Annotated in this window: 29 protein-coding genes; 13 read left to right on the top strand and 16 right to left on the bottom strand. The window is 69.6% G+C overall.

Features of this window, described 5'->3' with window-relative positions; genetic code table 11:
• Window positions 1-12: 12 nt before the first annotated feature.
• From ACWEFB_RS14560 to ACWEFB_RS14550, 3 genes are all read right to left on the bottom strand, one after another.
• A complete protein-coding gene (locus tag ACWEFB_RS14560) occupies window positions 13-840 on the bottom strand; it encodes a DUF72 domain-containing protein (protein ID WP_452285584.1) in 828 nt (275 codons plus the stop codon).
• A 115-nt stretch (window positions 841-955) separates the two neighbouring features.
• Window positions 956-1243: a DUF1905 domain-containing protein gene (locus ACWEFB_RS14555; protein ID WP_452285582.1), complete on the bottom strand. Its 288-nt coding sequence runs from the start codon at window positions 1241-1243 to the stop codon at window positions 956-958.
• Between the two features lie 63 nt (window positions 1244-1306).
• Entirely contained in the window at window positions 1307-3421 is a 2115-nt protein-coding gene (locus ACWEFB_RS14550) for a transporter substrate-binding domain-containing protein (protein WP_452285580.1), read from the bottom strand.
• A gap of 386 nt (window positions 3422-3807) precedes the next feature.
• Here ACWEFB_RS14550 and ACWEFB_RS14545 point away from each other — a divergent pair, with 386 nt between their 5' ends.
• The 5 genes from ACWEFB_RS14545 to ACWEFB_RS14525 all read left to right on the top strand — a co-directional run bounded on the left by ACWEFB_RS14545 (window position 3808) and on the right by ACWEFB_RS14525 (window position 7363).
• Complete coding sequence (locus ACWEFB_RS14545; protein WP_452285578.1) at window positions 3808-4506, top strand: hypothetical protein; 699 nt, start codon at window positions 3808-3810, stop codon at window positions 4504-4506.
• 125 nt (window positions 4507-4631) lie between these two features.
• Entirely contained in the window at window positions 4632-5312 is a 681-nt protein-coding gene (locus ACWEFB_RS14540) for a hypothetical protein (protein WP_452285576.1), read from the top strand.
• A gap of 82 nt (window positions 5313-5394) precedes the next feature.
• Entirely contained in the window at window positions 5395-5964 is a 570-nt protein-coding gene (locus tag ACWEFB_RS14535) for an RNA polymerase sigma factor (RefSeq protein ID WP_452285574.1), read from the top strand.
• A 10-nt stretch (window positions 5965-5974) separates the two neighbouring features.
• Entirely contained in the window at window positions 5975-6931 is a 957-nt protein-coding gene (locus tag ACWEFB_RS14530; protein WP_452285572.1) for a CU044_5270 family protein, read from the top strand.
• Window positions 6932-7048: 117 nt separating this feature from the next.
• Window positions 7049-7363, top strand: a complete 315-nt coding sequence (locus tag ACWEFB_RS14525; RefSeq protein WP_452285570.1) for a putative quinol monooxygenase — start codon at window positions 7049-7051, stop codon at window positions 7361-7363.
• Window positions 7364-7506: 143 nt separating this feature from the next.
• Here the strand turns inward: ACWEFB_RS14525 and ACWEFB_RS14520 are convergent, their stop codons facing one another.
• Together ACWEFB_RS14520 and ACWEFB_RS14515 are read right to left on the bottom strand one after the other, a co-directional pair.
• Window positions 7507-7689 carry a DUF397 domain-containing protein gene (locus ACWEFB_RS14520; RefSeq protein ID WP_452285667.1) on the bottom strand — a complete coding sequence of 61 codons (183 nt, stop codon included), beginning with the start codon at window positions 7687-7689 and terminating at the stop codon, window positions 7507-7509.
• A complete protein-coding gene (locus ACWEFB_RS14515) occupies window positions 7686-8540 on the bottom strand; it encodes a helix-turn-helix domain-containing protein (protein ID WP_452285568.1) in 855 nt (284 codons plus the stop codon). Before ACWEFB_RS14515 ends, ACWEFB_RS14520 begins: the two co-directional genes overlap by 4 nt.
• 182 nt (window positions 8541-8722) lie before the next feature.
• Here ACWEFB_RS14515 and ACWEFB_RS14510 point away from each other — a divergent pair, with 182 nt between their 5' ends.
• The 3 genes from ACWEFB_RS14510 to ACWEFB_RS14500 are packed head-to-tail and all read left to right on the top strand — an operon-like array spanning window position 8723 to window position 10448.
• Window positions 8723-8926: a hypothetical protein gene (locus ACWEFB_RS14510; protein WP_452285566.1), complete on the top strand. Its 204-nt coding sequence runs from the start codon at window positions 8723-8725 to the stop codon at window positions 8924-8926.
• A 2-nt stretch (window positions 8927-8928) separates the two neighbouring features.
• Window positions 8929-10149: a helix-turn-helix domain-containing protein gene (locus ACWEFB_RS14505; protein ID WP_452285564.1), complete on the top strand. Its 1221-nt coding sequence runs from the start codon at window positions 8929-8931 to the stop codon at window positions 10147-10149.
• Between the two features lie 23 nt (window positions 10150-10172).
• The gene (locus ACWEFB_RS14500) at window positions 10173-10448 is read left to right on the top strand and encodes a hypothetical protein (protein ID WP_452285562.1); all 276 of its coding nucleotides are present in this window, start codon (window positions 10173-10175) and stop codon (window positions 10446-10448) included.
• Window positions 10449-10464: 16 nt separating this feature from the next.
• Here the strand turns inward: ACWEFB_RS14500 and ACWEFB_RS14495 are convergent, their stop codons facing one another.
• Entirely contained in the window at window positions 10465-10872 is a 408-nt protein-coding gene (locus ACWEFB_RS14495) for a cupin domain-containing protein (protein ID WP_452285560.1), read from the bottom strand.
• Window positions 10873-10967: 95 nt separating this feature from the next.
• Between ACWEFB_RS14495 and ACWEFB_RS14490 the strand changes: the two genes are divergently transcribed.
• The 3 genes from ACWEFB_RS14490 to ACWEFB_RS14480 are packed head-to-tail and all read left to right on the top strand — an operon-like array spanning window position 10968 to window position 12210.
• Window positions 10968-11450: a MarR family winged helix-turn-helix transcriptional regulator gene (locus ACWEFB_RS14490; protein WP_452285558.1), complete on the top strand. Its 483-nt coding sequence runs from the start codon at window positions 10968-10970 to the stop codon at window positions 11448-11450.
• A gap of 37 nt (window positions 11451-11487) precedes the next feature.
• The gene (locus ACWEFB_RS14485) at window positions 11488-12054 is read left to right on the top strand and encodes a GrpB family protein (protein ID WP_452285556.1); all 567 of its coding nucleotides are present in this window, start codon (window positions 11488-11490) and stop codon (window positions 12052-12054) included.
• 18 nt (window positions 12055-12072) lie between these two features.
• Window positions 12073-12210, top strand: coding sequence for a hypothetical protein (locus tag ACWEFB_RS14480; protein ID WP_452285554.1), 138 nt, complete (start codon window positions 12073-12075; stop codon window positions 12208-12210).
• Window positions 12211-12252: 42 nt separating this feature from the next.
• Here the strand turns inward: ACWEFB_RS14480 and ACWEFB_RS14475 are convergent, their stop codons facing one another.
• The 5 genes from ACWEFB_RS14475 to ACWEFB_RS14455 all read right to left on the bottom strand — a co-directional run bounded on the left by ACWEFB_RS14475 (window position 12253) and on the right by ACWEFB_RS14455 (window position 17749).
• A complete protein-coding gene (locus tag ACWEFB_RS14475) occupies window positions 12253-13944 on the bottom strand; it encodes a ribonuclease J (RefSeq protein WP_326560322.1) in 1692 nt (563 codons plus the stop codon).
• A gap of 82 nt (window positions 13945-14026) precedes the next feature.
• Window positions 14027-14953: a 4-hydroxy-tetrahydrodipicolinate synthase gene (gene dapA, locus ACWEFB_RS14470; RefSeq protein WP_452285552.1), complete on the bottom strand. Its 927-nt coding sequence runs from the start codon at window positions 14951-14953 to the stop codon at window positions 14027-14029.
• Window positions 14954-14999: 46 nt separating this feature from the next.
• A complete protein-coding gene (gene thyX / locus ACWEFB_RS14465) occupies window positions 15000-15752 on the bottom strand; it encodes an FAD-dependent thymidylate synthase (RefSeq protein ID WP_452285550.1) in 753 nt (250 codons plus the stop codon).
• A gap of 179 nt (window positions 15753-15931) precedes the next feature.
• A complete protein-coding gene (locus tag ACWEFB_RS14460; protein WP_452285548.1) occupies window positions 15932-16489 on the bottom strand; it encodes a DUF2752 domain-containing protein in 558 nt (185 codons plus the stop codon).
• A gap of 30 nt (window positions 16490-16519) precedes the next feature.
• Complete coding sequence (locus tag ACWEFB_RS14455) at window positions 16520-17749, bottom strand: winged helix-turn-helix domain-containing protein (RefSeq protein ID WP_452285546.1); 1230 nt, start codon at window positions 17747-17749, stop codon at window positions 16520-16522.
• Window positions 17750-17896: 147 nt separating this feature from the next.
• On the opposite strand from ACWEFB_RS14455, the gene ACWEFB_RS14450 reads away from it, so the two are divergent.
• A complete protein-coding gene (locus tag ACWEFB_RS14450) occupies window positions 17897-18445 on the top strand; it encodes an N-acetyltransferase family protein (RefSeq protein ID WP_452285544.1) in 549 nt (182 codons plus the stop codon).
• Here ACWEFB_RS14450 and ACWEFB_RS14445 read toward each other — a convergent pair.
• Window positions 18377-19699: a glycosyltransferase 87 family protein gene (locus tag ACWEFB_RS14445; protein ID WP_452285543.1), complete on the bottom strand. Its 1323-nt coding sequence runs from the start codon at window positions 19697-19699 to the stop codon at window positions 18377-18379. The genes ACWEFB_RS14450 and ACWEFB_RS14445 overlap by 69 nt on opposite strands.
• A gap of 34 nt (window positions 19700-19733) precedes the next feature.
• Between ACWEFB_RS14445 and ACWEFB_RS14440 the strand changes: the two genes are divergently transcribed.
• Entirely contained in the window at window positions 19734-20327 is a 594-nt protein-coding gene (locus tag ACWEFB_RS14440) for an N-acetyltransferase family protein (RefSeq protein WP_452285541.1), read from the top strand.
• A 116-nt stretch (window positions 20328-20443) separates the two neighbouring features.
• Here ACWEFB_RS14440 and ACWEFB_RS14435 read toward each other — a convergent pair whose 3' ends face one another.
• The 4 genes from ACWEFB_RS14435 to ACWEFB_RS14420 all read right to left on the bottom strand — a co-directional run bounded on the left by ACWEFB_RS14435 (window position 20444) and on the right by ACWEFB_RS14420 (window position 24914).
• Window positions 20444-21385, bottom strand: a complete 942-nt coding sequence (locus ACWEFB_RS14435; protein ID WP_452285539.1) for a carbohydrate ABC transporter permease — start codon at window positions 21383-21385, stop codon at window positions 20444-20446.
• 1 nt (window position 21386) lies between these two features.
• Window positions 21387-22478 carry a carbohydrate ABC transporter permease gene (locus ACWEFB_RS14430; RefSeq protein ID WP_452285537.1) on the bottom strand — a complete coding sequence of 364 codons (1092 nt, stop codon included), beginning with the start codon at window positions 22476-22478 and terminating at the stop codon, window positions 21387-21389.
• Between the two features lie 90 nt (window positions 22479-22568).
• Entirely contained in the window at window positions 22569-23816 is a 1248-nt protein-coding gene (locus tag ACWEFB_RS14425; RefSeq protein WP_452285535.1) for a sugar ABC transporter substrate-binding protein, read from the bottom strand.
• A gap of 81 nt (window positions 23817-23897) precedes the next feature.
• Complete coding sequence (locus tag ACWEFB_RS14420; protein ID WP_452285533.1) at window positions 23898-24914, bottom strand: substrate-binding domain-containing protein; 1017 nt, start codon at window positions 24912-24914, stop codon at window positions 23898-23900.
• Window positions 24915-25028 lie beyond the last annotated feature (114 nt).

The following is a 25028-nucleotide window of genomic DNA, read 5'->3' as shown; positions in this document are numbered from 1 at the left end:
CCTCGGGCGCGGTCAGAAGAGGGTCAGCGGCTCGGCCGGGATCGGCTCGGGAAGCGCCGCGAGTTCGGGTACCCGCGCCCGTACCTCGTCGTGGAAGCGGCGGGCGAGCAGGGGCGCGTCGGCGTTGTCCGGGGTGTGGATGAACATGGTCGGCGAGCGCCCCTCGCGCAGCCAACCGGAGACGATCCCGACCCAGGGCTGCCACCCCTCGACCGTCCGCACCTCGGCGTCCCGGCCCAGGTAACGGACGATCGGCCGGTCGGTCAGCGCGTGGGTACGCAGCGGCAACCGCGGCTTCTTCGTCCACGCGTCCCGTTCCGCGTCGCTGGTCGGGGGGCTGCGGAAGAAGGCGGTGGTGTCGAACGGGATCCATTCCGTGGCCGTCTCGGCGAGCACCCCTTCGAGCGTCCGCGCCGAACGGGGGTCGTCGAAGAACGCGGGATGGCGGACCTCGACGGCGTACCGGTGGGTCTCGGGAAGCCGGCGCAGGAAACTGGCGAGGGTGGGGACCTCGGTGGGACCGAACGATCCCGGCAACTGGATCCACAGCGCGTGGGTACGCGGACCGAGTGGCTCGATCGCGTCCAGGAAGATCCGGAGCGGTTCGTCGACGTCGGTCAGGCGCCGTTCGTGCGTGATGGGTTTCGGCAGCTTGAGTACGAACCGGAAGTCGGGTTCGGTCTGCTGCGCCCAGGTGACCACGGTGTCCCTGGCCGGAGTCGCGTAGAAGGTGGTGTTCCCCTCGACCGCGTTGCACCAGCTCGCGTAGTGCCGCAGGCGCTCGTGGGACGGAAGTGGATGCGGCAGGACGCGCCCCTGCCATGACTTGAGACTCCACATCGCGCATCCCACGTGCAGGTGCAAGACCCCGATCCCTTCCCTGGACACACCGAACCGCTCGGACCCTATCGGGCAATGACGGGTGGGTCAGCTTCGTACCCCGGCGGGACCCGGCTCAGACGTCGACGGTGAGACGTACGGTCACCACGTCGCCCAGGTCAATCGCTTCGGCCTTGCGTACCCACGCCTTGATCGGGACGAGGTAACGCCCGTCCTTGGGGAACAGCGACGTCCGCCAGCCGGTCGCGCCGATCCGCGCCGAGACCGGGATCATGCCCCAGCCGTACGTCACCATCGCGGACGCCGCCTCCAGCGCACCGCACTCCTGCTCCGGCACGGTGACGAAGTGCCACGGCGACGGGCCCTTCCAGAACCACATCTCGCCCCTGAACTCCAGGTCCATGCGATCAGGATAGGAGCCGGCCGGTCACGGGACCGGTCCTCGTGCACGACGGGCGGGTGTCGGTCAGCGGAGCACCGGGCGGCAGCCGGGGTCGGAGGTCAGAGCCGGCCGCTGGTCGCGGGCGAGCCGGTCCAGCAGGGACTGGTCCAGGTACACGGTGAGCAGGGTGAGGTCGTACCGCTCCGGTTCGACCCGGAGGCAGGTGAGCTGCGACCGGATCTGGTCGTTGCCGAGCATCTCGATGCCGCCCCGCTTCGGCAGGACCATCGTGTACCGCTCGTCGACCCCCAGGATGTGCCCGCCGACCAGGCGCTCCTGTGCGTCCTGGCCGGGCTGGGCGACGGCGACCACGCTCAACGGCAGAATCGGTGTGGTGACGATGCCGTGCAGACCGATCACTGCCAGCGCGAGTGCGAGCAGGGCCGCACCCCGGGCGAACAGGGGCACGGCCGTACGCTGGATCGGCCGTCCGACACCGAACGCGAGCAGTAGCAGCGGGGCGGCGAGGACCACGACCGGGAACGCCTCGCCGAGCAGCAGGGCGGAGATGAGCGTGGGGGCGAGCAGGATCAGCGCCACCACCGCCGCGCCGGACACGAGCACCCGGTGCCGGCCCGGCCGGTCCTCGCGGGTCGGACCCAACGCGACGCTGTGCAGGGCGAGCGCGCACCAGGCCAGGTACATCACCGGCCAACTGATCGCGGCGAGCGCGAAGCTGATCCAGCGTACGTAGCTCGGGATGCGACGGGTCCACCGGGCGAAGGCGTACCGGGCGGCCAGGGCCTCCTCGTCGGCCGGGCCGTCGGCGCTGCGCAGGATCAGGCTGCCCACCGCCAGGATCAGCACCGGCACCATGGCGAGTTGCCAGAGCGCGGCGAAGACCATCGTGGTGAAGAAGCTGACCGGGTTGATGTTCTGCAACATCAGCAGGGTGAGCTGCATGTTGCCGCCGCTCTGGATCCACACGTGCAGGGCGGAGACCGTCACGGGGATACCGACGATCAGCGGCCACGGGCCCTGCCAGTCGAAGCCGCGTGTCGGCGTACCACCCGGTCGGCTGTCCGTGGGCGGGTGGCCCGGTGTCGGTCGGGTCGCCCGGTCGCGCGGAACCAGCCGGAGCACGGTCCGGCGTTGCCGGGGAACCGCTCGGCGTTGCCGGGGCAGCCGGGACCGGCGGCGGGTGCTCTGCCGGGCCGGGGGCACCGAGGCGTGCCGGGGCACCCGGTGCGGCGATCGGCTGCCGGCCAGCGCCTGCGGGTCGAGGTCGTCATACAGGTTGACGCTGGACATGACGGATGGCTGGGTGGCCACCAGGCCGGCGCGGCCGAGGGTCCGGTCGTACGCGACCTGCCAGGGGCTGTTCTGCCGTTTCAGGTAGCTGGACTGTAGGAAGTGCTCGATCAGGGCCTGGAGATGGATGTCCCCGAGGGGCAGGCCGATGCCGAGCAGTTCGGTGGTGTCCAGCGGCAGGTCGACCAGGCTGAGTTTGTCCTCCGACCCGTACCGGACGCTGGCGAGCAGGACGCTGGAGGCGACGAAGGCGTCGAACTGACCGTTCGTCAACCCGTCGACACAGCTCTGGGTGGTGCCGCGGGTCGCAACGGGTATGTCGAGACGTTGCAGTTGCGACTCGCTGGTCGAGCCGCCGGTCACGCAGACCCGCCGTCCCCGCAGGTCCCCGAGTTCGCGTACGTCGTCCGCGAGGGCGCTGGGCACCAGCGCCTCCTGGGTGGCGAACAGGTAGGGGCCGGCGAACCGTACCGCCTTCTGGCGCTCCTCGGTGATGGCGAACTCCGCCACGACCAGGTCGACCTTGCCCGTAGCCAGGGCGATGGCCCGCTCCTCGGGAGTCACCGGCGAGAACACGATCTGGTCGTCCGCGAAACCGAGCGAGTGCGCCAGATATCTGGCGATCTCAACGTCGAATCCGGTCAGTTCCCCCGTCGATTCCCGGTAGCCCAACAGTGGCCGGTCGACATAGACCCCGACGGTGATCTGTGCCTTGCCGCTGAGAGTGGACGCTTCGAGGTAGCCGCTCACGGTCGGACCCCCGCCTCCGGGTGATCCGGCCTCACGCAGCCCGTAGAAGACGGTGAATCCGAGCAGGAGCAGCGCCAGTAGAGCGCCGATCGTGGCGCGGCTGAATGTCACCGATCGCCGCAGGGCAGTCACCATCATCGGCACAGTGTGTCACCGACCACAACCGGAAGGTCCACGGCTCGACGGGTGAGGCCCGCCGGTTCCAACGACCGGCAGCCGGGTCCCATCCGGTACGGCGGGACTGCCCGTACATACCGGAACGTGTGCACCAAGCGTGTGCCCCGCCCTCGTCCAGTGATGTCGGACGAACGATCATCCACAGCCGTTTATACATCGGCGCGAATCACTGACCGTGCGACCGGGACGGGCGACTCGCACCCGAACACATACTGGGCTCGCCAAATGCCCTCCACCCACAATTCCGGAAGCAGATACGGGAGCAGATCATGTCTTCGATCCCGTCGATCGGCGCGCGTCCGAGAAGGCTTCGGCGCTGCCCGCTCCCCGTACGGTTGGTGGGTCTGATGTTGGCGGCGGGGTTCGCCGCTCTCGTCGTCGCGCAGTCGCCCGCCGTGGCGGCACCCGCGTCGGCCGGGGACTCCGAAGTGGCCGGCACCTGGGAGGGCGAGTACGTCTGCCAGCAGGGGCCGACCGGACTGACGCTCACCGTGTCCGACAACGGCAGTGGTGCGGTGACGGCCACGTTCCACTTCTACCCGGTTTCCCGCAATCCCGGTGTGGCGGACGGATCCTTCGAGATGCGCGGGAGCTATTCACCGCCGCGACTCGTACTGAGTCCGCACGAGTGGACGAACCAACCACCCGACTACGGCATGGTCTCGCTCGACGCCACGTTCACCGAGGGCAGCCCGGACCGGATCAGCGGAAGAATTCCGGGAGACGGCTGCGGGGCGGTGAACCTGGTCCGTACGTCGGAACAGCCCGCCCGGTCCGCGACGTCGCTGTCTCGGTGCGACGTCGCCGCACTCCAACACTCGGTCGGTTATCTCCTCATGATGCCGGCGGCGCTACTCGGCCTCGCCCTGGCCGTGTTCCTGATGTTCGTCTCGCGGGGCAGGATCACCGGCCTCATCGACGCCGTCATCTGGGCGTTCGGCCACCGTGTACGGGCGATCGTCGTCAGCGTGTGCCTGCTGTCCGCCATCACCGGCTGGATCCTGATGGGGACGGGCGACGAGGTCATCGCCGGTTGCCCGACCTGACCGGGGTCGCCCGACCACCGACCCGACGCGTGAGATTCAGGATCTGCACGGCGGAACTGTTGACCTCAACGTTTGTTGGGGTTCTAGCGTCGACTCCATACCGCACACCTCCGAAGGAGTCGACCATGCGCGTCACCGAACAGCTTCCTGATCTCACCCGTACCGATGTGGGTGTTGCCCTGTCGAGCGAGTGGGTACTCGGCACGCCCGACCGGCAGCGAGCGGCGGCGGACGCGATCGTCGCCGCCTGGCAGGACGCCCCCTGGCCGGCCGGACTGCTGTCGTACTCGATCTACCTGGACACCGACGGCGAGTTGGTCCGGCACTACTCGCAATGGACGGACGAGGCCGCGTTCGAGCGGTTCACCGGCGATGGTCGGGCGACCCGGGTCGACCGGATCGACGCCGCCGTGCCCGGCATCGAGCGGCGTGACCTGGCCCGGTACCGGATCTACCGGGGCAACCGGGCCGACGACGGCCGGGTCACGGGCGCGGTGGTGGCGGTACGCGTCGACACCGACAGCCTCGAACGCTCCCGGGTCTGGATCGACGCGGTGTTCGAGGCGCTCGACGCGGACGGGAACCTGCCCGCCGGTGGCATCGGAGCCTTCTTCCACATCAGCGACGACGGCACCCACGTGTTGAACTACGCCGAGTGGACGAGCCCCGAGGCACACCTGGAAGCCCTGGCGGCCAACGGCAACGCCATCTCGAAGGGGCCGCTGTGGGACCGCGTCCGGACCATGGAGGGCGTGCGGCAGGTGAGCGTCAAACGCTACCGCCTGCACCGGACCCTGACCGCCTGACCAGCACCTTCGAGCGACGATGTAACGCCACACGCGCGCCGAGCCAAGGAAGGGGTGCAACGGCAAGCAGGAGGACGGACTTGTGAACGACTCCGGCACGCAGGAGGGCGACCTGACCACGATCGGGCACGATCCGTCGGCGTTCGAGATCTTCTACCGGGCGCACATCGACATCGTCGGCCGGTTCGTCGCCCGGAGGGTCGACGACCCCCACACCGCCGCCGATCTGACCGCCGAGGTCTTCCTCGCGGTGATCCACTCGGCGGCAGGCTACCGCGCCGACCGGGGCAGCCCGCTCGGGTGGCTCTTCGGGGTGGCCCGCAACGTGATCGCCGCCGAGCGGCGGCGGTCGTTGCGCCAGCACCAGGCGAGCGGACGGGTCGCCGGGCGGCGACTGCTGGACCCCGACGACATCGCGCGGATCGAGGAGCGGATCGACGCCGAGGCGGTGGCCCGCCGGACGTACGAGGCACTGGGCGGGCTACCGGAACAGACCAGGGCACTGCTCGAACTCGTCGCCGTCGACGGTCTCTCCGTCGCCGAGGCCGCCCAGGCGTTGGGGATCTCCCCGATCGCCGCCCGGGTACGGCTGCACCGCGCACGCCGGACCGTACGCCTCCTGCTCGCCCACCCCGACCCCGCTTTCTCGTGAGGAGACGATCATGACGTCGACCAGATCCGACCGGTCCGATCGGTCCACCTTCGAGGAGCGGCTGCTCGTCGAGTTGAAGGACGAGATCACGGCGCGAAACCTCGAACGGTCCGGCGCACTGTCCTCGCCCGACACCGTCGTTCGGGGGGCTCGGCGGTCCCGCGTACCCGTTTGGCGCCTCGCCGTCGCGGCGGGGGTGGCCGGGGTGCTCGCCGCCGGCATCCTGGTGGTGCAGGTGATCAGGGCGGACGACCTGCCGGCCGAGGCGAGCGCGGCGCAGGTCCTGCACGGTGCGGCCCTGGCCGCACGCCTGCAACCCGCCCTCACCGCCCGGCCCGACCAGTACGTCTTCACGGAATTTCTGGGCACCTACCGTGAGGAGCCGGTGAGCGGGCCCTACCACACCAACCGGATCCAGCAGTGGGTGACAGCCGGTGACGGCGACCAGTGGCAGCGGCGCGGGCGGCCCGAGTCCGAACCGGACGGCTGGCGCGAGGTCCCGCCGCGGGAGGGCACGCCCCGACCCGCCGGCTACCTGACCGGACTGCCGACCGATCCCGACGGGATGCTGCGTTACCTGCGGGACAACCCACCGGACCTCAACCTGCCGGCCGGTGCGGACGAGGCGGCCATCGCGGCCGAACCCACCACGGCGTTCACCACGGCAACCTGGCTGCTCGACGGTTACCTGCCACCGGAGTCGATGGGCGCACTGTTCGAGGCGATGGCACGCGTACCCGGTGTCATCGTGGTCCCGGGCGGCGTGAAGGACGCCGCAGGTCGGCACGGGATAGCGCTGCGTACGCCGGGCGTCATCGGCGCCACCCACGACGTCATCTTCGACCGGGAAACGTACGCCTACCTCGGCACCCGCATGATGCTGGTACGCGACGGCAAGGAGTCGCTGTACCTGAGCACCGCCAGACTGCGTACCGCGATCGTCGACCACCCCGGCCAACTCCCGTAACCCGACTCCTCGCCCTCCGTGCCACCGCCCGCGCACGGAGGGCGATGGATCGGATCCCGGTACCGCACCCTCGGGTACGGTGGCGCGGATCAACGCGGCGTACCCGAGGAGGGGTGGATGTTTGCACTGGTGGTTCGGTTCGACCTCCGCGACGACGCTGCCGCGAAGGAGTTCGACCGGCTGACCTCGGAAACTCTGCCCCTGATCGAGACCCACGAGCCCGGCACCCTCGTCTACGCAACCCATCGGATCGAAAACGAGCCGCTGGCCCGAGTCTTCTACGAGGTCTACCGCGACCGCGAAGCGTTCGACGCACACGAGCGCCAACCCCACGTCGTACGCTTCCACGCCGACAAGGAACAGTGCGTGGCATCCGTACGCGTCGAGTTCCTCGAACCATCGGCAACGAAAGGCCCCCACCTCAAAGGTTGATCATGAAATTAGCGACGGGATTTGGCTGATTCCGGTCGCTAACTTCATGATCAACGGCCGATGTCACCAGGAGGGGCGGTACGGCGGGACATGACATCGCCCTCCGGGCCAGCTCGGGCACGGAGGGCGATGGGTGAAGTTAGTCAGTGTTGCTTGGCGAGGCTGACGAAGGCGCGCCACGCGTCCGGGGCGAAGCTCAGCGTGCCGCCGTCACGATCCTTGGTGTCCCGGACCAGCACCCGCCCCGGAAGGTTGTCGGCAACCTCCACACAGGACCCACCGTTGTTCCCACTGCGCGTGCTCTTCCGCCACCGCGCGCCGGTCACGTCCATGATGTCGCCGCTTTCTTGATCAAATCGAGGGATTGGTCACCCGGGAGCGCATAGTTCCGGATCCGCTCCCACCTACTAGCGAGCGTAGCAATCACGGTGGGCTTGTCCGTGATCTGCGCCGGCAGCTGACTGTCCGCGTGCGCCACCCGCGCGCCCTCCCGCGTCTCGGCGATGATGAACGGCCCACCGAACCCCGGATACATTCCGACGTTGCCGGGCACTACGTGCACCTGGACGTTCGGCATCTCCGCGCAGGTCACCAGATAGTCGATTTGCTCCGTCATGAGCGGGTTGGTCTGGACAGAAAGCCGCTGGATGACGGCTTGGTCGAAGACTGCAACGAGCAGAGGCGGTCGCTCCTGTGTGAGCACGGCCTGCCGACCAATCCGCGACGCGACCAGTCGGTCCAACTCTTCGGAAGTCAGCGACTCCCCGGCCAGGGTCGCCCGCGCGTACGCCTCGGTTTGCAGGAGGCCGGGAATCCACGCCGGCTCGAACCACAGCAGTGAGGCGGCGGCCCGTTCAATCTCGATCCACTCGCGCAACCACACAGGTGCGGCATCGTCCTTGACCATCTCCTCCCAGAGGGTCTCGAAATAGCCGCCGGTTTCCAGCGCCGTGTCGACCAATTCCAGGTGCTCCACGGTCACGGGCTTGGTGCCGGTCTCGATACCGGAGATCACCGTGTCCGAACAGAAGGTTCTCTTACCCAGCTCGATCTGCGTGAGGCCGGCGGCCTTGCGTCGGCGGCGTAGTTCGCGCAGCAGGTATTCAGAAGGTGAAATTCCCACGCGTTCCTCGTTCCTTCCCGGATTTCTCAGCCGGCCCGGCTCGATGGGCAACACCTGTGCCGCCAGCTCCCTGTTAGGTGGATCTGCGTTCCGAACGTAGCGGTATCCACAGCAGAGTGTCATCAGCGGGACCGCTCGGAGTTACGGCAATGACCCGGGCGGAACTGTGGGGCCGCCCCGTCGTCTCCCCCACGACCACCGGAGCGGCCCCTTCCACTCAAGAGAGGAGCCCCCTCATGCATGAGGACGATCAGGAGCCAAGCGCATTCGAGCAGGTCACCCCCGCCCCGCGCGAGATGACGACCGATCTGCCACCCGTACGCGAAAGTCGGCAGCGGGCCCGCAACGGTGGGCGGTGGCCGGCCCGGTCGCACCTCGGGCCGTCGGAAACCTTCGCGGTCGGCGTGTCCGGTCGAACCCGGCCCGATTACACCGACTGACGATGGAGGAATTGCCCATCGGGCGGCGGGTGGCGTACTGGCGCAATCGCCGGAAGCTGACGCTCCAGGTTCTGGCCGACCGGGTCGGAATGTCGAAAAGTTGGGTGGAGAAGGTCGAGTCGGGTGCCCGCCGGCTGGACAAGTTCTCGACCATCTCCGAGGTCGCGGACGCACTGGAGATCGACATTTCGATGTTGCTGGGCCGCAGTCCGGATGCCCGCCCGCCACGTGCGTATGCGGATCATTGCGAGATCGGCGCGTTGCGCGACGCGTTGGGTAGGTCGGCGCTGGCGTCGCGACTCAGCCATCCGCGCTGGCCGGACCTGGGCAAGCTGCGTCAGGCGACCGAGCACGCGTGGACGAGCTTCCAGTACGCCAGGTACGACGTCCTCGCCCCGGCGCTGCCCGCTCTGCTCCGCGCGGCCCAGTCCGCCGCCGACCATCACACCGGTGACGCCGCCGAACAGGCGACGGGCCTGCTCGCGCAGGTCAATCAGGTCGCCTCCTCCACGCTGCGGAAACTCGGTGAGTACGACCTCGCCCACCTGGCGGCCGATCGGGCCCTCGGGGCGTCCGTGCGGTGCGGTGACGACCTGCTCGCCGGTACGTCGACCACCAGGGTCGCCAACGCGTTGCTCGGGATGGGACACGCCCGGGCGGCGTTCGAGGCGAACGTGGCGATGGCGCACCGGCTCGCACCGGGCGACGTCAACGACACCAGCCCGGACCGGCTGTCGGTCTACGGCGCGCTGCTGCTCCAGGGGGCGATGGCAGCAGCACATCTGCGCGACAGCACCAGCGTCGGCGAACTGATCGCGGAGGCTCGGGTTGCCGCGACCGCGCTGGGTGGTGTGGACGTGGACCACTACCGGACCAGTTTCGGCCCCACCAACGTCGAGTTGCATCGTGCGGCGGCAGCCGTCGAGCTGGGCGAGGGCCGGCAGGCGATCGCGGCCCACGACCAGCTCGATCGGGGCCGGCTGTCCGCGCTGGTGCCCGAGCGCCGGGCGCAGCACCTGCTCGACCTCGCCCGCGCGCTCGCCCATACCGGAAAACTCGATCGGGCTGGGGAGGTGCTGGGCGAGGCGGAACATCTCGCGCCGATGGAGATCCGCTCCCGTCCGGCCGCGCACGCCGTGATGACCGGCATTCTCCGGCGTACCAAAGGTTCTCCGCCCGCCCTGCTTGCCTCGCTTGCGGATCGGATGGGGGCACGGGTGTGAGCAGCACCGAGTCAGGAGGAAACGTGACCGACGACGAGGGCGCTGCCTTCGGTGCCCCGCACCGGCCCGGCGCCGACTGGCACTGTCGGGACGACGGCGAGGAATGGCCGTGCCAGGTCTTCCGTCGACGCATGTGGTCCCTTTACCGCAACGACCGGGAGCGGCTCGCCGCGTTCATGCGGCACTTCCGGGACAAGGCAACCGCCGACCTGGACGACCTGACGGCCGAGCGGGCGCAGGCACGGTTTGTCGGTTGGATAGACGACCCACCGGTACGCCGACGCCTGCGCTCGGTCTGACCACGGCACCGCCGGATCAGACCACCCAGGCCGGTATGACCTTGTCCCCGTCCGGTACGGCACAGTCGCGCGCCACCACCCCGGCGTCGAGCCGGTACGCCCGCATCCCGACCGGTGCCACCACAACGGCGGTGAAGCCGTCCGGAGCTGCGGTGATCCGGCGCGGAACGTCGGCGGGGATGACGAGGGTGTCGCCAGGCTCGATGGCGTACCCCTGGTTGTCGAGTTCGACGGTGGCGGCGCCGGTCAGGACGGTCCAGACCTGCTCGGTGTCGATGCCGTGCAGCGGACCGGCCTGGCCGGCGCCCATGTCGACCCGCCAGACGAGCTGGCCGGCGCCGCCCTGGGTGGGCGAGGCGAGCGTGGTCATGATCGCGTTCGGAGTTTCGGTACGGCGGCTCTCGGCGCGGCGGATGACAGGCATCGTGGGATCCCCTAGATTAGACAACGTGGTTGTCGAAATAGTTAACCAGGTTGTCGATCGTGTCAAGTGAGGACCGGACCGAGATGCCGGCTGAGATGCCCGCCTCGACAAGCCCCGAGATGCCCGGTTACGAGGTGGCGCTGCGGCTGTTCCAGGGGTTTCGGCTCATGATCGACGAGTTGCACGCCGAGCTTGCCCGGCAGGGTCACCCCGACCTGCGACCCATGCACGGCTTCGTCTTCCAGGCGATCGGCCCCGATGGCACCACCGCGGTCGAACTCGGCCGCCGGCTCGGCGTCTCCAAACAGGCGGCCGGTAAGACCCTCGACGGCCTGGAACGCCTCGGTTACGTCGTACGCAAATCCGACCCACGCGACGCCCGACGCAAGGTCGTACGCCTCACCGAACGCGGCGTCGACTCCCTCGTCCGGTCGGCGCGCATCTTCGACGAGATCCGCGCCCGCTGGGCCAGCGTGCTCGGCCCCGACCGTTTCCAGGCGTTCGAGGCCGACCTGCGCACCCTCACCCCGTCGGAGATGTTCCCGCTGGACGTACCGGGCTGGTTCGGGAGCGAGTGATCAGGCTGTGGCAGGTTCATGGCACTACCGTGGGGACATGGAGAACGCCGCACGCCTAGTCGAGGTGGTGGCCCACGACCCGGCGTGGCCGGATCAATTCGAGGTCGAGCGGGGGCTGTTGGCGGAGTCGCTGCCCGCTGCGCTGAGCATCGAGCACATCGGGTCTACCAGCGTCCCCGGGTTGGCTGCCAAGCCGATCATCGACATCCTCGCTGTCGTACGAGATGTCAGTGAGGTCATCGCCGATCACACGGCACTCGATCGACTTGGATACGTCTACCGCCCGCTGGTGTTCGCCGACGACGGCGAGCACTTGTTCTTCTGCAAGGACACCGCCGGGAGGCGGACCCACCACCTGCACGTATTCGGAATGACGTCGCCAGTGCCGGACGAGAACCGGCTCTTCCGTAACTTCATCGCGGCCGACACTGATGCTGCCCACCGATACGAGGCGGCAAAAATGCGGGCGGCAGAGTTGAACCCGGACAGTCGGGCACGGTACGGCGCAGCAAAGGATGACGCCATGGCGGGGCTGATGGCCGAGGCACGACTGTGGGGCGCGGCCACCCGTCGTCAGGCTCCGAAACCCGCCACCGTCGCCTAGCCGGCGGGTGAGCCCGGCGTGGAATCACCAGTCGATGGCGGCGCGGCGAAGCTCGGCTGCGAGTTCGAGGTGCACGAGCCGGCGGAGCTTCGCGCCTACCTGAAAGAACTGGGCAACCGGGCCCGGCGAGCCGCTGGCGCAAAAGATCCGGGGTGACGCGGCAACCGTGCCACGCCACCCCGGATCGTTCGACTTCCGTCAGACCTCGACCACGTTCGGCACGATCATCGGCCGGCGGCGGTACGCGTCGTTCACCCAGCGGCCGACCGTACGGCGGACGATCTGCTGGAGCTGGTGCGGATCGGTGATGCCCTCGGTGGCGGCCCGGCTCAGTGCCTCGGTGATCAGCGGGATCACCGGGTTGAAAGCGTCCGGGTCGTCGGAGAAGCCCTTCGCCGAGACGGTGGGTCCGCCGACGACCTTGCCGGTCACCGAGTCGACCACCACGGTCGCGGCGATGAAACCGCCGTCGCCGAGCATCCGCCGCTCGGTGAGCAGGGACTCACCCACGTCGCCGACGGCGAGACCGTCGACGTAGACGTACCGGCTCTGCACGTGACCGACGAGCGTTGCCCTGCCCTCGACCAGGTCGACCACGTCGCCGTCCTCGGCGATCACCACCCGGTCGGCGGCGACACCGGACTCGATGCCCAGCCGGGCGTGCGCCCGCAGGTGCCGCCACTCGCCGTGCACCGGCAACAGGTTGCTCGGCCGTACGACGTTGAGCAGGTAGAGCAGCTCACCGGCGGGTGCGTGGCCGGAGACGTGCACCTTCGCGACGTCCTTGTGGATGACGGTCGCACCGGCCCGGGACAGCCGGTTGATCACGCGGTAGACCGAGGTCTCGTTGCCCGGCACCAGGGAACTGGCCAGCACGACGGTGTCGCCGGCCGCCACGGTGATGTGCCGGTGGTCGCCGGTGGCCATCCGGCCGAGCGCGCTCATCGGCTCGCCCTGCGACCCGGTCGACATGAAGACGATCTGGTTCGGCGGAAGGGTGGTCGCCTCGTCCAGCCCGACCACCAGGCCCGGCGGGATCTGGAGCAGCCCGAGGTCGCGGGCGATGCCCATGTTGCGCACCATCGACCGGCCGATCAGGGCCACCTTGCGGTTGTATTCGGTGGCCGCGTCGAGCACCTGCTGCACCCGGTGCACGTGCGAGGCGAACGACGCCACGATGATCCGGCCGCGTGCCTTGCCGAAGATCGAGCCGAGGATCGGGCCGATCTCCCGCTCCGGCGTCACGAAACCGGGGATCTCCGCGTTGGTCGAATCGGAGAGGAGCAGGTCGACGCCCTCGGCACCGAGTCGGGCGAACCCGGCCAGGTCGGTCAGCCGTCCGTCCAGCGGAAGTTGGTCCATCTTGAAGTCACCGGTGTGCAGCACCAGACCGGCCGGGGTACGGATGGCCACCGCGAGCGCGTCCGGGATCGAGTGGTTGACGGCGAAGAACTCGCACTCGAACGGACCCAGCCGCTCCCGCCCGCCCTCCCGCACGGTCAGCGTGTACGGCTCGATCCGCCGCTCGGCGAGCTTCGCCTCGACCAGTGCGAGGGTGAACTGCGAACCGACCAGCGGAATGTCCGGTTTGTGAGCGAGCAGGTACGGCACCGCGCCGATGTGGTCCTCGTGCCCGTGGGTCAACACGATCGCCTGCACGTCCTCGAGCCGATCGAGGATCGGTGCGAAGTCGGGCAGGATCAGGTCGACACCCGGCTGTTCGACGTCGGGGAAGAGGACCCCGCAGTCGACCACCAGCAGCTTGCCGTCGTACTCGAAGACGGTCATGTTGCGCCCGATGGCGCCCAGTCCGCCGAGCGGTATCACCCGCAGCCCACCTACGGGCAGCGGTGGGGGAAGTTCCAACTCGCGCGCCTGCGGCTGGCTCATGCCACCGCCTCGCCGCGATCGGTCGGTGCCGTCGTCCTACTGTTCAGCTTGCCCATGCCGCCGACCTTACTGATTGACCCACTCATGCCGGCAACTCCAGACCCGCGTCGGCGCAGTCGACGCGCAACTGGGCGACCTCGGCCTCGGTCGCGTCGACCAGTGGGGGACGGACCGGACCGGCGGGCAGACCCGACGCCGCGAGGCCGGCCTTGACCAGGATCGTGCCCTGGGTACGGAAGATTCCGGTGAACAACGGCAGCAGCCGCCGGTGCAGGAGCAGGGCGGTGTCGTGCTCGCCCCGCTCGTACGCCTCGATCAACTGCTTGCTGAGCGCACCGGTGAAGTGCGTGGAGGTGCCGACCAGGCCGACCGCGCCGATCGACAGGAAGGGCAGCGTGAGCGCGTCCTCGCCGGAGTAGTACGCCAGGTCGGTACGGCTGGTCACCCAGGAGGTGGCGAACAGGTCGCCCTTGGCGTCCTTCACCCCGACGATCCGCTCGTGCTCGGCCAGCCGTACCAGCGTCTCGGAGTCGATCGGCACTCCGGCGCGGTGCGGGATGTCGTAGAGCATGATCGGCAGGCTGGACGCGTCGGCAACCGCGGTGAAGTGCCGCAGCAGACCGGCCTGCGGCGGCTTGTTGTAGTAGGGCGTCACCACGAGGAGCCCGTGGGCGCCGGCCTTCTCCGCAGAGGCGGCCAGCTCGATCGTGTGCCGGGTGTCGTTGGTGCCGACCCCGGCCACCACCCGGGCGCGGTCACCGACCGCCTCCACCACCGCCCGGAGCAGGCGTTCCTTTTCCGCGTCGGTGGTCGTGGGCGACTCGCCGGTGGTGCCGCTGATCACAAGGGCGTCGTTGGCCTGCTCGTCCACCAAATAGGTGGCGAGGCGGGCCGCGCCGTCGAGGTCCAGCGAGCCGTCCGCGGTGAACGGCGTGACCATGGCCGTGAGCAGTCGCCCGAAGGGACGGGATACCGCCCGGTCGGCGGCGGCAGGGTGGTCGTGCGTCATACCGCTAACCTATCGGACGCCCACCGCCCGGCCGCCGGGGAAGTGCTCAGGACTGCTCGGCGTACGGGCTGGTGGCCACCTCGGTGCCGTCCGGGAGGGTGCTGACGGTGAAGTCGGCGAACACGTTCGGCGCCACCTGCTGGAGCTGGCGCAGGCACTCCACGGCCAGCTCACGGATCTCGACATCCGCGTGCTCGGTGGCCCGCATCGACACGAAGTGCCGCCAGGCCCGGTAGTTGCCGCTGACCACGATCCGGGTCTCGGTGGCGTTCGGGAGCACCGCGCGGGCCGCCTGCCGGGCCTGCTTGCGCCGCAGGGTCGGGTTCGTCACGTCGGCGAACCGCTGCTCCAGCCCCTCCAGCAACTCGTTGTACGCCCGTACGCTCGCCTCGGTCGCCTCGACGAACCGCTTGTGCAGTTCGGCGTCCTCGGCGATCACGGCCGGCTCCACCACGGCGGCGTCGCGCTCCGGCACGTACCGCTGCGAGAGCTGCGAGTACGAGAAGTGCCGGTGCCGGATCAGCTCGTGGGTGAACGACCGGGACACCCCGGTGAAGTAGAACGTCACGCTCCCGTGCTCCAGCACGGAGAGGTGGCCGACCTCGAGGATGTGCGCGAGGTAACCGGCGTTGGTCGCGGTGGCCGGGTTCGGCTTCTTCCACGACTGGTAGCAGGCCCGTCCGGCGAACTCGGCGAGCGCCTGGCCACCGTCGGCGTCGGTCGACCAGGGCACCTCTTCGGGGGCCTGGAACTGAGTCCACGCGATGAGCTTGACCTGCGGTGACACGATTTCCGACATTCCTGGGACTCTAGTAGCCCCCACCCCTCCCTCCCCTCCCACCCCTCCCTCCCCTCCCATCTCCTGCGCGTTGATCTAGGGCAGATGGTGGTGATTAAAGATCAACACGCCACCATTTGCCCTAGATCGACGCGGCAGGAGGGGGCGGGGGCGCGGGGGGTGGGGGTGGGGGTGGGGGGTTAGACGTAGAACCAGGTGAAGGGGGTCCAGGGCAGGTTGCGCAGAACTGAGAAGGCCATCCAGGCGGCGAGGAAAACGCCGATGGTGACCGGGCCGATCGAGAGCTGCGGCAGGCGCCAGCCGAAGAGCTGCTTGCCGGCCCAGGCGGCGTACACGTAGAGCAGGAACGGGACGGCGAAGACAAAGAGGATGTGGTGCCGGGCGGCGGCCGGCAGGTCACCGTGGAGCAGGTACCAGAACGCGCGGGTGCCGCCGCAGCCGGGACAGTCCAGCCCGGTGGTCAGCTTCAGCAGGCAGGTCGGTGCCGCGTCGGGGGCGCTGCGGGTCGGGTCGGCGTAGAGCGTGTAACCGACCGCACCACCGAAGCAGGCGAGGATCGCGACCGGGGCCAACCAGCGCGGGGACCGGGCCGCGATCCGGTCGAAGAACCGGGTGATCCGGTCCGGTTCGGCGGCCACCGGGTACCACTGCTGCGGGGCGTCCGGGTCGGGTGTCCACTGCGGCCCCACGACGGTCGGCAGATCGGGCGGTGTGGTCGGTCCACCCGTGCTGGTCATAGCCACCCCACTCGTCCGCGCCGGCCGCTCTCACCGTACACCGGTGGTGGAAACCAGGGCGGCGGTGAGCGGGCCGGCGAGATCTCCCGCGACGGGCGGTGCGACCGCACTGAGGCCGAGCCAGCCGGCGAGCCGGCGCAGCTCGGCGGCGAGCGCCAACGCGGTGTCGGCCGGATCCGCGCCCGGCTCCAACCAGGCCGCCGGCACCAGCAGCAGACCCGCCTTCCGGTCGGCCTTCAGGTCCACCCGGGCGGTGAACCGCTCCCCCTGCAGGAACGGCAGGACGTAGTAGCCGTGGACCCGCTGCGGGGCCGGGACGTAGATCTCGATCCGGTAGCTGAAATTGAACAGCCGCTCGGTCCGGGCCCGCTCCCAGACCAGCGGGTCGAACGGGCTGACCAGCGTGTTCGCCCGGACCCACCGGGGTAGCCGGGCATCGACGTGCAGGTACGCCGGCAGCCGCCAACCCTGGACCGTCACCGGCAGCAGCTCCCCCGCCTCGACGAGTTCCGCCACCGCCGCCCGTGCCGCCGCCACCGGCAGCCGGAAGTAGTCCCGCAACTCCGGCTCGGCGGCCACCCCCAGGGACCGGGCCGCGATCGCCACCAACCGCCGGTACGCGTCCGCCGGCTCCGGGGTCGGGGTGTTCAGCACCGCCGCCGGCAGGACCCGTTCGGGCAGGTCGTAGCGGCGGGCGAAGGAGTTCGTCCGGCTGGCCGCGGCGACCTCGCCGGCCCAGAAGAGGAACTCCAGCGCCCGTTTCACCTCCGACCAGTTCCAGCCCCAGTTCCCGGTTTCGCGGGGCGCGTCGTGCTCGATCTCGGCCGCGGTCAGCGGACCCCGGTCGGCCACCTCGTCCCGGACCCAGGCGACGAGCTGCGGCTGCTCCTGGGCGATCCGGCGCATCCCGCCCCACGACTCGTCCCGCGCGGCGGCCATCCGCCAGCGCAGCAGCGGTTGCAGGTCGACCGGGACCAGGGACGCCTCGTGCCCCCAGTATTCGAACAGGTCCCGGGGCGGCCGGTAGGCGGCCCGGTCGAGCAGGTCGGTCGGGTACGGGCCGAGCCGGCTGTAGAGCGGCAGGTAGTGCGCCCGCTGCAACACGTTGACCGAGTCCATCTGGAGCAGCCCGACCCGGCCGAGCACCCGGCGCAGATGACGCGCGGTCGGCACGGCGGTGGGCACCGGGTCGGCGAAACCCTGGGCGGCCAGCGCCACCCGCCGGGCCTGGGCCAGCGACAAAGATTCAGAAACTCCCATCGCCCCGCACCCTAACCGCACCCCCCGACACTCATCCGGGGTATCCGGGCCGGGGCGCGGTCCGACGGGTCGGACCCGCCGCCCGGCACGACTCGGACGCGACCCGATGGGCTGGACTCGCCGCCCGGCAGGGGTTAGAACGGACACGTGCTGACGATCCGACCGGAGGAACCCGCCGACGCCGAGGCGGTCGCGAGCGTGCACGTACGCACCTGGCAGGCCGGGTACGCGGGCATCATGCCGGACGAGGTGCTGGCCCGGCTGAACGTACAGGCGTGGGCGCAGCGGCGGCGCGACATCGGGACCGCCGACCCGGAGCACCCGTTCACCACCCTGCTGGCGGAACGGGACGACACCGTGATCGGGTTCACCACCTTCGGCCCGTACCGCAACAACCAGGACCGGGACGACCTCGACCACACGTACGGCGAGATCCTGACGATGTACGTCGACCCGGCGCACTGGGGCACCGGCGTCGGCCGGGAGCTGATGGTCGCCGGGCTGACCGGGCTGACCGAGCGCGGGTGGCGGGACATCCGGCTGTGGGTGCTGGCGGAGAACGAACGGGCCCGCCGGTTCTACGAACGCGCCGGACTGGTCACCGACGGCGAGCAGTCGACGTACGAGCTACACCGGACCGGGGGACGGCCGCCGCTCGGGCTGGTCGAGCTTCGGTACGCCGCCCGGCTCGGCTAGCCGTGACGGTGCCCCGATCGGCAGCCCGACCAGCAGCGCGATGCTGACCCAGACGTAGGCGTTGCTGCCGAGGAACCCGCCCACGCCGGTGAAGTCGTGCTCCCAGGACCAGACCAGTCGACTGCACAGCACCGCGTACGCGACGATCGCGAAGGCGAGCAGCCAGCGCCGCCTTCGGCTGCCGGCGGGTGACCCGTACGCGTGGTCGACCAGCAGGACCAGCGCCGGGATCAGCCACACCAGGTGGTGCACCCAGGTCACCGGGCTGACCAGCGCGCCCAGCACCCCGGTCAGGGCCAGCCCGGTCACCTCGTCACCGATGCGCACCGCGGCCCGTACCCGCCAGGCCCAGATGACCACCGCGGCCCCGACCAGGATCAGCCAGGCCAGCTTGCTCGGCTGGGCCGGGTCGAGGCGGGCGACCATCCCCTGCAAGGACTGGTTGGAGATGAACGCCAGCTCGCCGACCCGGTCGGTGTCCCAGAGCGCGGTGGTCCAGAACTCCCGCGAGGCGTCCGGGGCGATCGCGGCGGCGACCAGGGTCGCGACGGCGGCGGTCCCGCTGGCCGTGAGCGCCGCCCGCCACCGCCCGGTGACCAGCAGGTAGACGATGAAGATGCCCGGTGTCAGCTTGATCGCGGTGGCCAGCCCGATGCCCACCCCGGCCCAGCGTTTGTACCGGGACGAGGTCCGCAGGCCGCCGGCCGGGGCGCGTCCGGGCAGGAAACTACCGGGTACGACCTGCCCGGGTGCGGCGTAGCCGGGGCGGACCAGCCAGAGCAGATCGGCCGCGACCAGCACCAGCAGCAGCATGTTGACCTGGCCGAAGTCGACCGTCTCGCGCATCGGCTCGAAGGCCGCCGCGAGCAGGGCCGCCACCGCCAGGGCGAACCAGCGGGTCCAGCCCACCCGGCGGGCGATCGGGTCGACCAGCCACCAGAGCAGGAGCACGCTCACCACGACGGTGGCGGAGACGCTCAGCACCATCGACACCGTGAACGGCAGGTACGCCAACGGCAGCATGACCAGGGCGGCGAACGGCGGATAGGTGAAGCCGTACTTGCTGTTCGGCTTGAGCCAGTCGTAGATCTCGCCGCCCTCACGGGCCCAGTAGTGCAGGGCACCGGAGTAGACCTTGAGGTCGAAGAATCCGTGCCCGACGGCCGCCACCGACAGGAACGCGGCGACCAGGACGGCCAGGGCGAGCACGAAGAGTACCTGGTACCGGGTTCGCCGGAAGGTACCCTGCGCCACCGTCGCCTCCCTCGCGTCCGTACGCTCACCGTTCATGGCTCTCGGGTACGTCCGCCCGGCGCGTCCGGAGGACGCCGCCGAGATCGCACGCATTCAGCTCGCGACCTGGCGGGTCGCCTATCGCCGGCTGCTGCCCAAGCACGTGCTCGACCGGTTGGACGAGGGGTGGCTCGGCAAGCGGTGGTCCGCCGCGATCGAGGCACCACCGTCGCCCCGGCACCGCGTCCTGGTGGCGATCGAGCAGGCGGAGAAATCTTATCTGGTGGGTTTTGCCGCATCCGGACCGGCAGACGAGCAGTCACTTGCCCCGGACGAACCCGCGCAAACGCTGGTCCCGGACCTGATCGGGGTGACCGACCTGCTGGTGGAGCCGCGCTGGGGCCGTCGTGGGCACGGCAGTCGGCTGCTGGCGGCGAGCGTCGACCTGTGGCGTGAGGACGGCGCCCGTACGGCGATCGCCTGGGCCTTCGACGGCGACGAGGCGACCAGGGCGTTCCTGGCCAGCACCGGCTGGGAGCCGGACGGGGCGACCCGGGCGCTGGACGTGGACGACATGCTGGTCCCCCAGTTGCGCCTGCACGTCTCCCTGGACGCGGATTCGGCGACCGGCACCGACGCCGAGTCGTAGACCGGCACCGACTTCGAACGTCGACCGGCACCGAGGAGCCCACGGACGCTTCGTGAGCGTGCGCGGGCTCCCCGTGCCACGGGGCCGGCCCCGGTCGGGCGCGGCCCCGGCGGGCGTCAGCCCTTGTCGGCGCCCTGGTTGGCGTCGCGGACGAAGTAACGCTGGAACACCACGAAGATGATCGCCACCGGGATGGTGGCCAGCAACGCGGCGCCGAGTTTGAGCGGGTACTGCGTACCCGCGCCGAGCGAGCCGCTGACCAGGTCGGCGAGCCCACGCGGCAGGGTGAACAGGTTCGGGTCCTGGACCGCGACCAGGGAGTGCGGGAACTCGTTCCAGGAGCCCTGGAACGACAGGATGGTCAGCGTGATCAGGGCCGGTTTGGCGGTCGGCAGGACCACCGACCAGAACGTACGGAACACCCCCGCGCCGTCGATCCGGGCCGCCTCCTCCACGCTGGGCGGCACCGACTCGAAGAACTGCTTCATGATGAAGACCCCGGCGGCGTCCACCAGCAGCGGCAGGATCAGCGCGGTGTACGTGTTGTAGATGCCGAGCTGGTTGAGGACCAGGAACTTCGGGATCAGCAGCACCACACCCGGTACGGCCATCATCGCCACCACGGCGGCGAAGATCGCGGTCCGGCCCCGGAAGCGCAGCCGGGCCAGGGCGTACCCGGCGAGCGAGTCCAGGAACACCCGGCCGAGCGTGACCACGACCGTGACCAGCAGCGAGTTGCCCAGCCAGAGCGGGAAGTTCGTCCCCTCGAAGATCCGTTGGAAGCTGTCCAGGTCGACCGGGTTCGGCACCGGGGAGAGCGGGTTGGCCGCCGCGTCCGGCTCGGTCTTGAACGAGCTGGCGATCTGGATCACGAACGGGTAGAGGAAGACCAGCGCGAAGAAGATCAGGATGGCGTACCCGACGAAGCTGGTCACCAGGCTGCGCGGCTCCCGCCGGTGGCCGGAGGTGGCGGCGGGCCTCGGCGTACGTTCCGGCGGTGGCGGCGGATCACCGGCCGGCGCGTTTCCCCTGGTCGGGGGCTCGGTCACGATGGACATCTCACGACCTCCGCTCGGACCGGCGCCACCAGCGGTGCGAGCGGCCGGTGTCCCGGTCGCGCATCAACCGCCGCTGCGCCAGGGTCAGCACGATGATGATCAGGAACAGGACGAACGAGATCGCCGCGCCGGCGCCGTAGTCGAAGTCGCGGAAAGCGGTCCGGTAGGACAGGTACGCCGGGGTGAGCGTGGTCTTCGCCGGATTGCCCTGGCTCATCACGTAGATCTGGTCGAAGACCTGCCAGGACCCGATCAGGCCGAGGGTCAGCACCAGGAAGAGGGTCGGCTTGATCATCGGCAGGGTCAGGTAACGCAGCCGCTGCCACCGGGTCGTCCCGTCGAGCACGCTGGCCTCCTCCAGCGCCACCGGGACGTTCTGCAGCGCGGCGAGGAACATCAGCATGAAGGTGCCCGAGGTGGTCCAGATGACCAGCGCGATGATCGCGGTCATCGCCACGCTCGGCCCGGACAGCCAGTCCCACCAGGTCAGCCCGAGCGGGCCGCCGCTGCTGAGCGCGGCCGGCGGCTGGTCCACCCCGAACAGGCCGAAGAACAGGTGCAGGATGCCGCGCGAGTCGGCGAACCACTGCGGCCCGTCGATCCCGAACAGGCCCAGCAGCCCGTTGATTGCCCCGGAGTTGGCGAACATGAACAGGAAGACCACGCTGATCGCGACCGAGCTGGTGACCGACGGGAAGTAGAACGCCGTACGGAAGAACGACTTGCCCTTGAGCATCCGGTGGTTGACCACCAGGGCGAGGAAGAGCGCGAGCGCGGTCTGCACCGGTACGACGATCGCCACGTAGTAGATGTTGTTCCGGATCGAGGTCATGAAGTCTCGGCGGGCCAACCCGTCCTCGGTGAAGAGGTGGGTGTAGTTGTCCGCCCCGACGAACGGGACCTTGCCGGTGAACGGGCTGCCCTGACCGTTCCAGGAGGTGAGGCTCACCCAGAGCGCCATCAGGATCGGCAGCAGCATGAAGACGCCGAGGATCACCACGACCGGGGCGACGAAGACCCAGCCGGCGATCCGCTCGTTGCCGCGGATCCCACCACGTAGGCGGCGGGGAGCGGCCGGGACTCCGGAAGCCATGCTTCCTCTTTTCGAGGGGGAACTTTCGAGGGGTACGGGTCGGTGCGGGTGGGCCCCCGGTCCGCGGACCGGGGGCCCTTCCTCAGGAGGTCAGCCGCCGAGGGTGGCGGCGGTGTTCTTCTGCAGGTTCTGCAGGATCGTCTTCGGGTCGGTGCTGGCCAGCGCGGAGAGCTGGGCGTCGAAGTCGACCAGGACGCTGTCCATCTTCGGGGCGTTGACCGGGCCCTGGGCGTACTCGGCGCCGTCGATGAACGGCTTGTCGGCCGGGAACGCCTGGGTGTACTGGTCCCGGGCGGACTCGCGCGACGGCATGACACCGAACGCCTTGGCGAAGGTCATCTGCTGGTCGACGCTGGTCATCGCCTCGACGAACTTGATCGCCTGCTCCTTGTGCTGGCTCTTGGCCGCGATCCCCCAGCAGTTGGTGAAGGAGAGCGTGCCCTTGCCCTTCGGGCCGGCCGGCAGCGGGTGCACGGTGTACTTGGTGTCCGGGAAGTCGTTCTGCAGACCGCCCTTGATCCAGTTGCCCTCGATGGTCATCGCGACCTTGCCCTTGCCGAAGGCCTCACCGGCCCAGCCGGCGTCGAGCTGCTTCGGGTACTGCGCCAGACCACCGGCGAGCAGGGTCTTGACGTACTCCAGGGCCTGGAGGTTGGCCGGGCTGTCGGCGGTGGCCTGCTTGCCGTCGGCGCTGGTGATCCAGCCGCCGGCCTGGGCGAGGAAGGCGCCGACCCGGTCCCGGGTGTCGCCGATCGCCATCGGGGTGATGCCCTTCGCCTTGATCTTCTGGGCGGTGGTGGTGAGCTGCTCCCAGGTGGTCGGGATGTCCGCGTCGGTCAGTCCGGCCTTGGCCCACAGATCGGTGTTGATCTCCAGGGCGAGGGTGGAGAAGTCCTTCGGCGCGCAGTAGAACTTGCCGTCGTAGGTGAACGTCTGGCGCAGGCTGTCGTAGAAGTCACCGCTGTCGGCGAGCTTGTCCCCGTACGGCTCCAGCGCGCCGACGCTGGCGTAGTCGGCGAAGCGGCCGGCGTCGACGTAGAAGACGTCCGGCGGGGTGCCGCCGGCAAGGGCCTGGCCGAGCTGCTGGGTGAGGTCCTGCGCCGGGGTGACCGTCGCGGTGTTGCCGGAGCTGCTGGCCCACGCGGTCGCCGCGTCCTGCACCGCCTTGGTCTCGGCCTCGCCGGACGAGCCGATCAGGATCTGGATGTTGGCCGGGCCACTGTTCTGGGCGCTGTCGGCGTTGTCGTCGTCGAAGCCACCGCCACAGGCGGCGGAACCGAACAGCGCCGCCACGGCGATGCCCGCCACAGCCGAGCGCCGGATGAAACGTCGTGCCATGTCAATCTCCTGGTGGGGGGTGGGATACCGGTGGTGCTTGGGAAGTACGGGGTATGCAGTTGGGGGTGTCCGTGCGCCTGGTCAGCCGGACTGGCGGAGCACCAGCGACGGCGTCAGCAGCACCTGGGCCGGTGCGCCGTCCCCGGTACGGCCGTCCCGGATGCCGCCGCCGTCGAGCACGCCGGTCAGCAGGTCCACGCAGCTCGCCGCCGCCTGGGCCAACGGCTGGCTCACACTGGTCAGCCCGATCGCCTGGGCGACCGGGGTGTCGTCGAAACCGGTGACCGCCACGGTCACGCCACGGGCCCGTACCGCCTGGAGGGCGCCGAGCGCCAGCGAGTCGCTGGCACAGACCATCGCCGTCGGTGGTTTCCGCAGACCGAGCAGTTCATCCGCCACCGCCTCACCCTGAGTAATGCCATCCGGGGTGGCCCGGTCGAGTTCGGCCGGGTCGGCGCCGGTCGCCCGGACGGTCGACGCCCAGCCAGCGCGGCGGTTGTCGCCCACCCCGGAACCAACCGGCCAGCCAACGAAGGCTATCCGTTGGTGACCCTGAGTGACCAGGTGAGCGGTGGCTGCGGCGGTGCCGGCGGCACCGTCGACGTCGACCCAGGGGTAGCGCTCCGGGGCGTCCCAGGACCGACCGAAGGTGACGAAGGGCACCTTCCGTTCGGCCAGCCAGGCGGTACGGATGTCGCCGTGGTCGGTGCCGGTGAGCACGAACGCGTCCAGGTCGTACGCGCCGAGCAGGTCGTCGTAGGTGGCGATCTCGGTGGTCGGGTCCTCGGCCGTGTAGAGCATCACCCGGTAACCGGCCTCGCCGGCCGCCTCGGTGAGCCCGTGCAGGAACCGGTCGAGCACCGAGCCGTTGATCCCGTCCCGGGTCGGCTCGATCCGTACGGCGATCAGTTGGGATCGCCCCGTACGCATCTGCCGGGCGGCCTGGCTGGCGCGGTAACCGAGGACGGAGATGGCCTCCCGGACCCGTTCGCGGGTTTCCTCGCGGACGATCTCCGGGCTGTGGATCACGTTCGAGACGGTCTGGCGGCTGACCCCGGCATGGCGGGCCACTGTCGCGATGGTCACTTTCTGTGCCATAAATCCTCCCTCCCGTCTTGAACGTTCAAACTCTGATGAGGCATTATTGGATCGTTCAAGTTTCTGGAATGTTTCGCATGTTGCACCGCCCGCGACGAGTTGTCAAGGGTTCGT

The sequence above is a fragment of the Micromonospora sp. NPDC004704 genome, from assembly GCF_053601675.1.
This window is presented reverse-complemented; position numbering and strand designations above follow the sequence as displayed.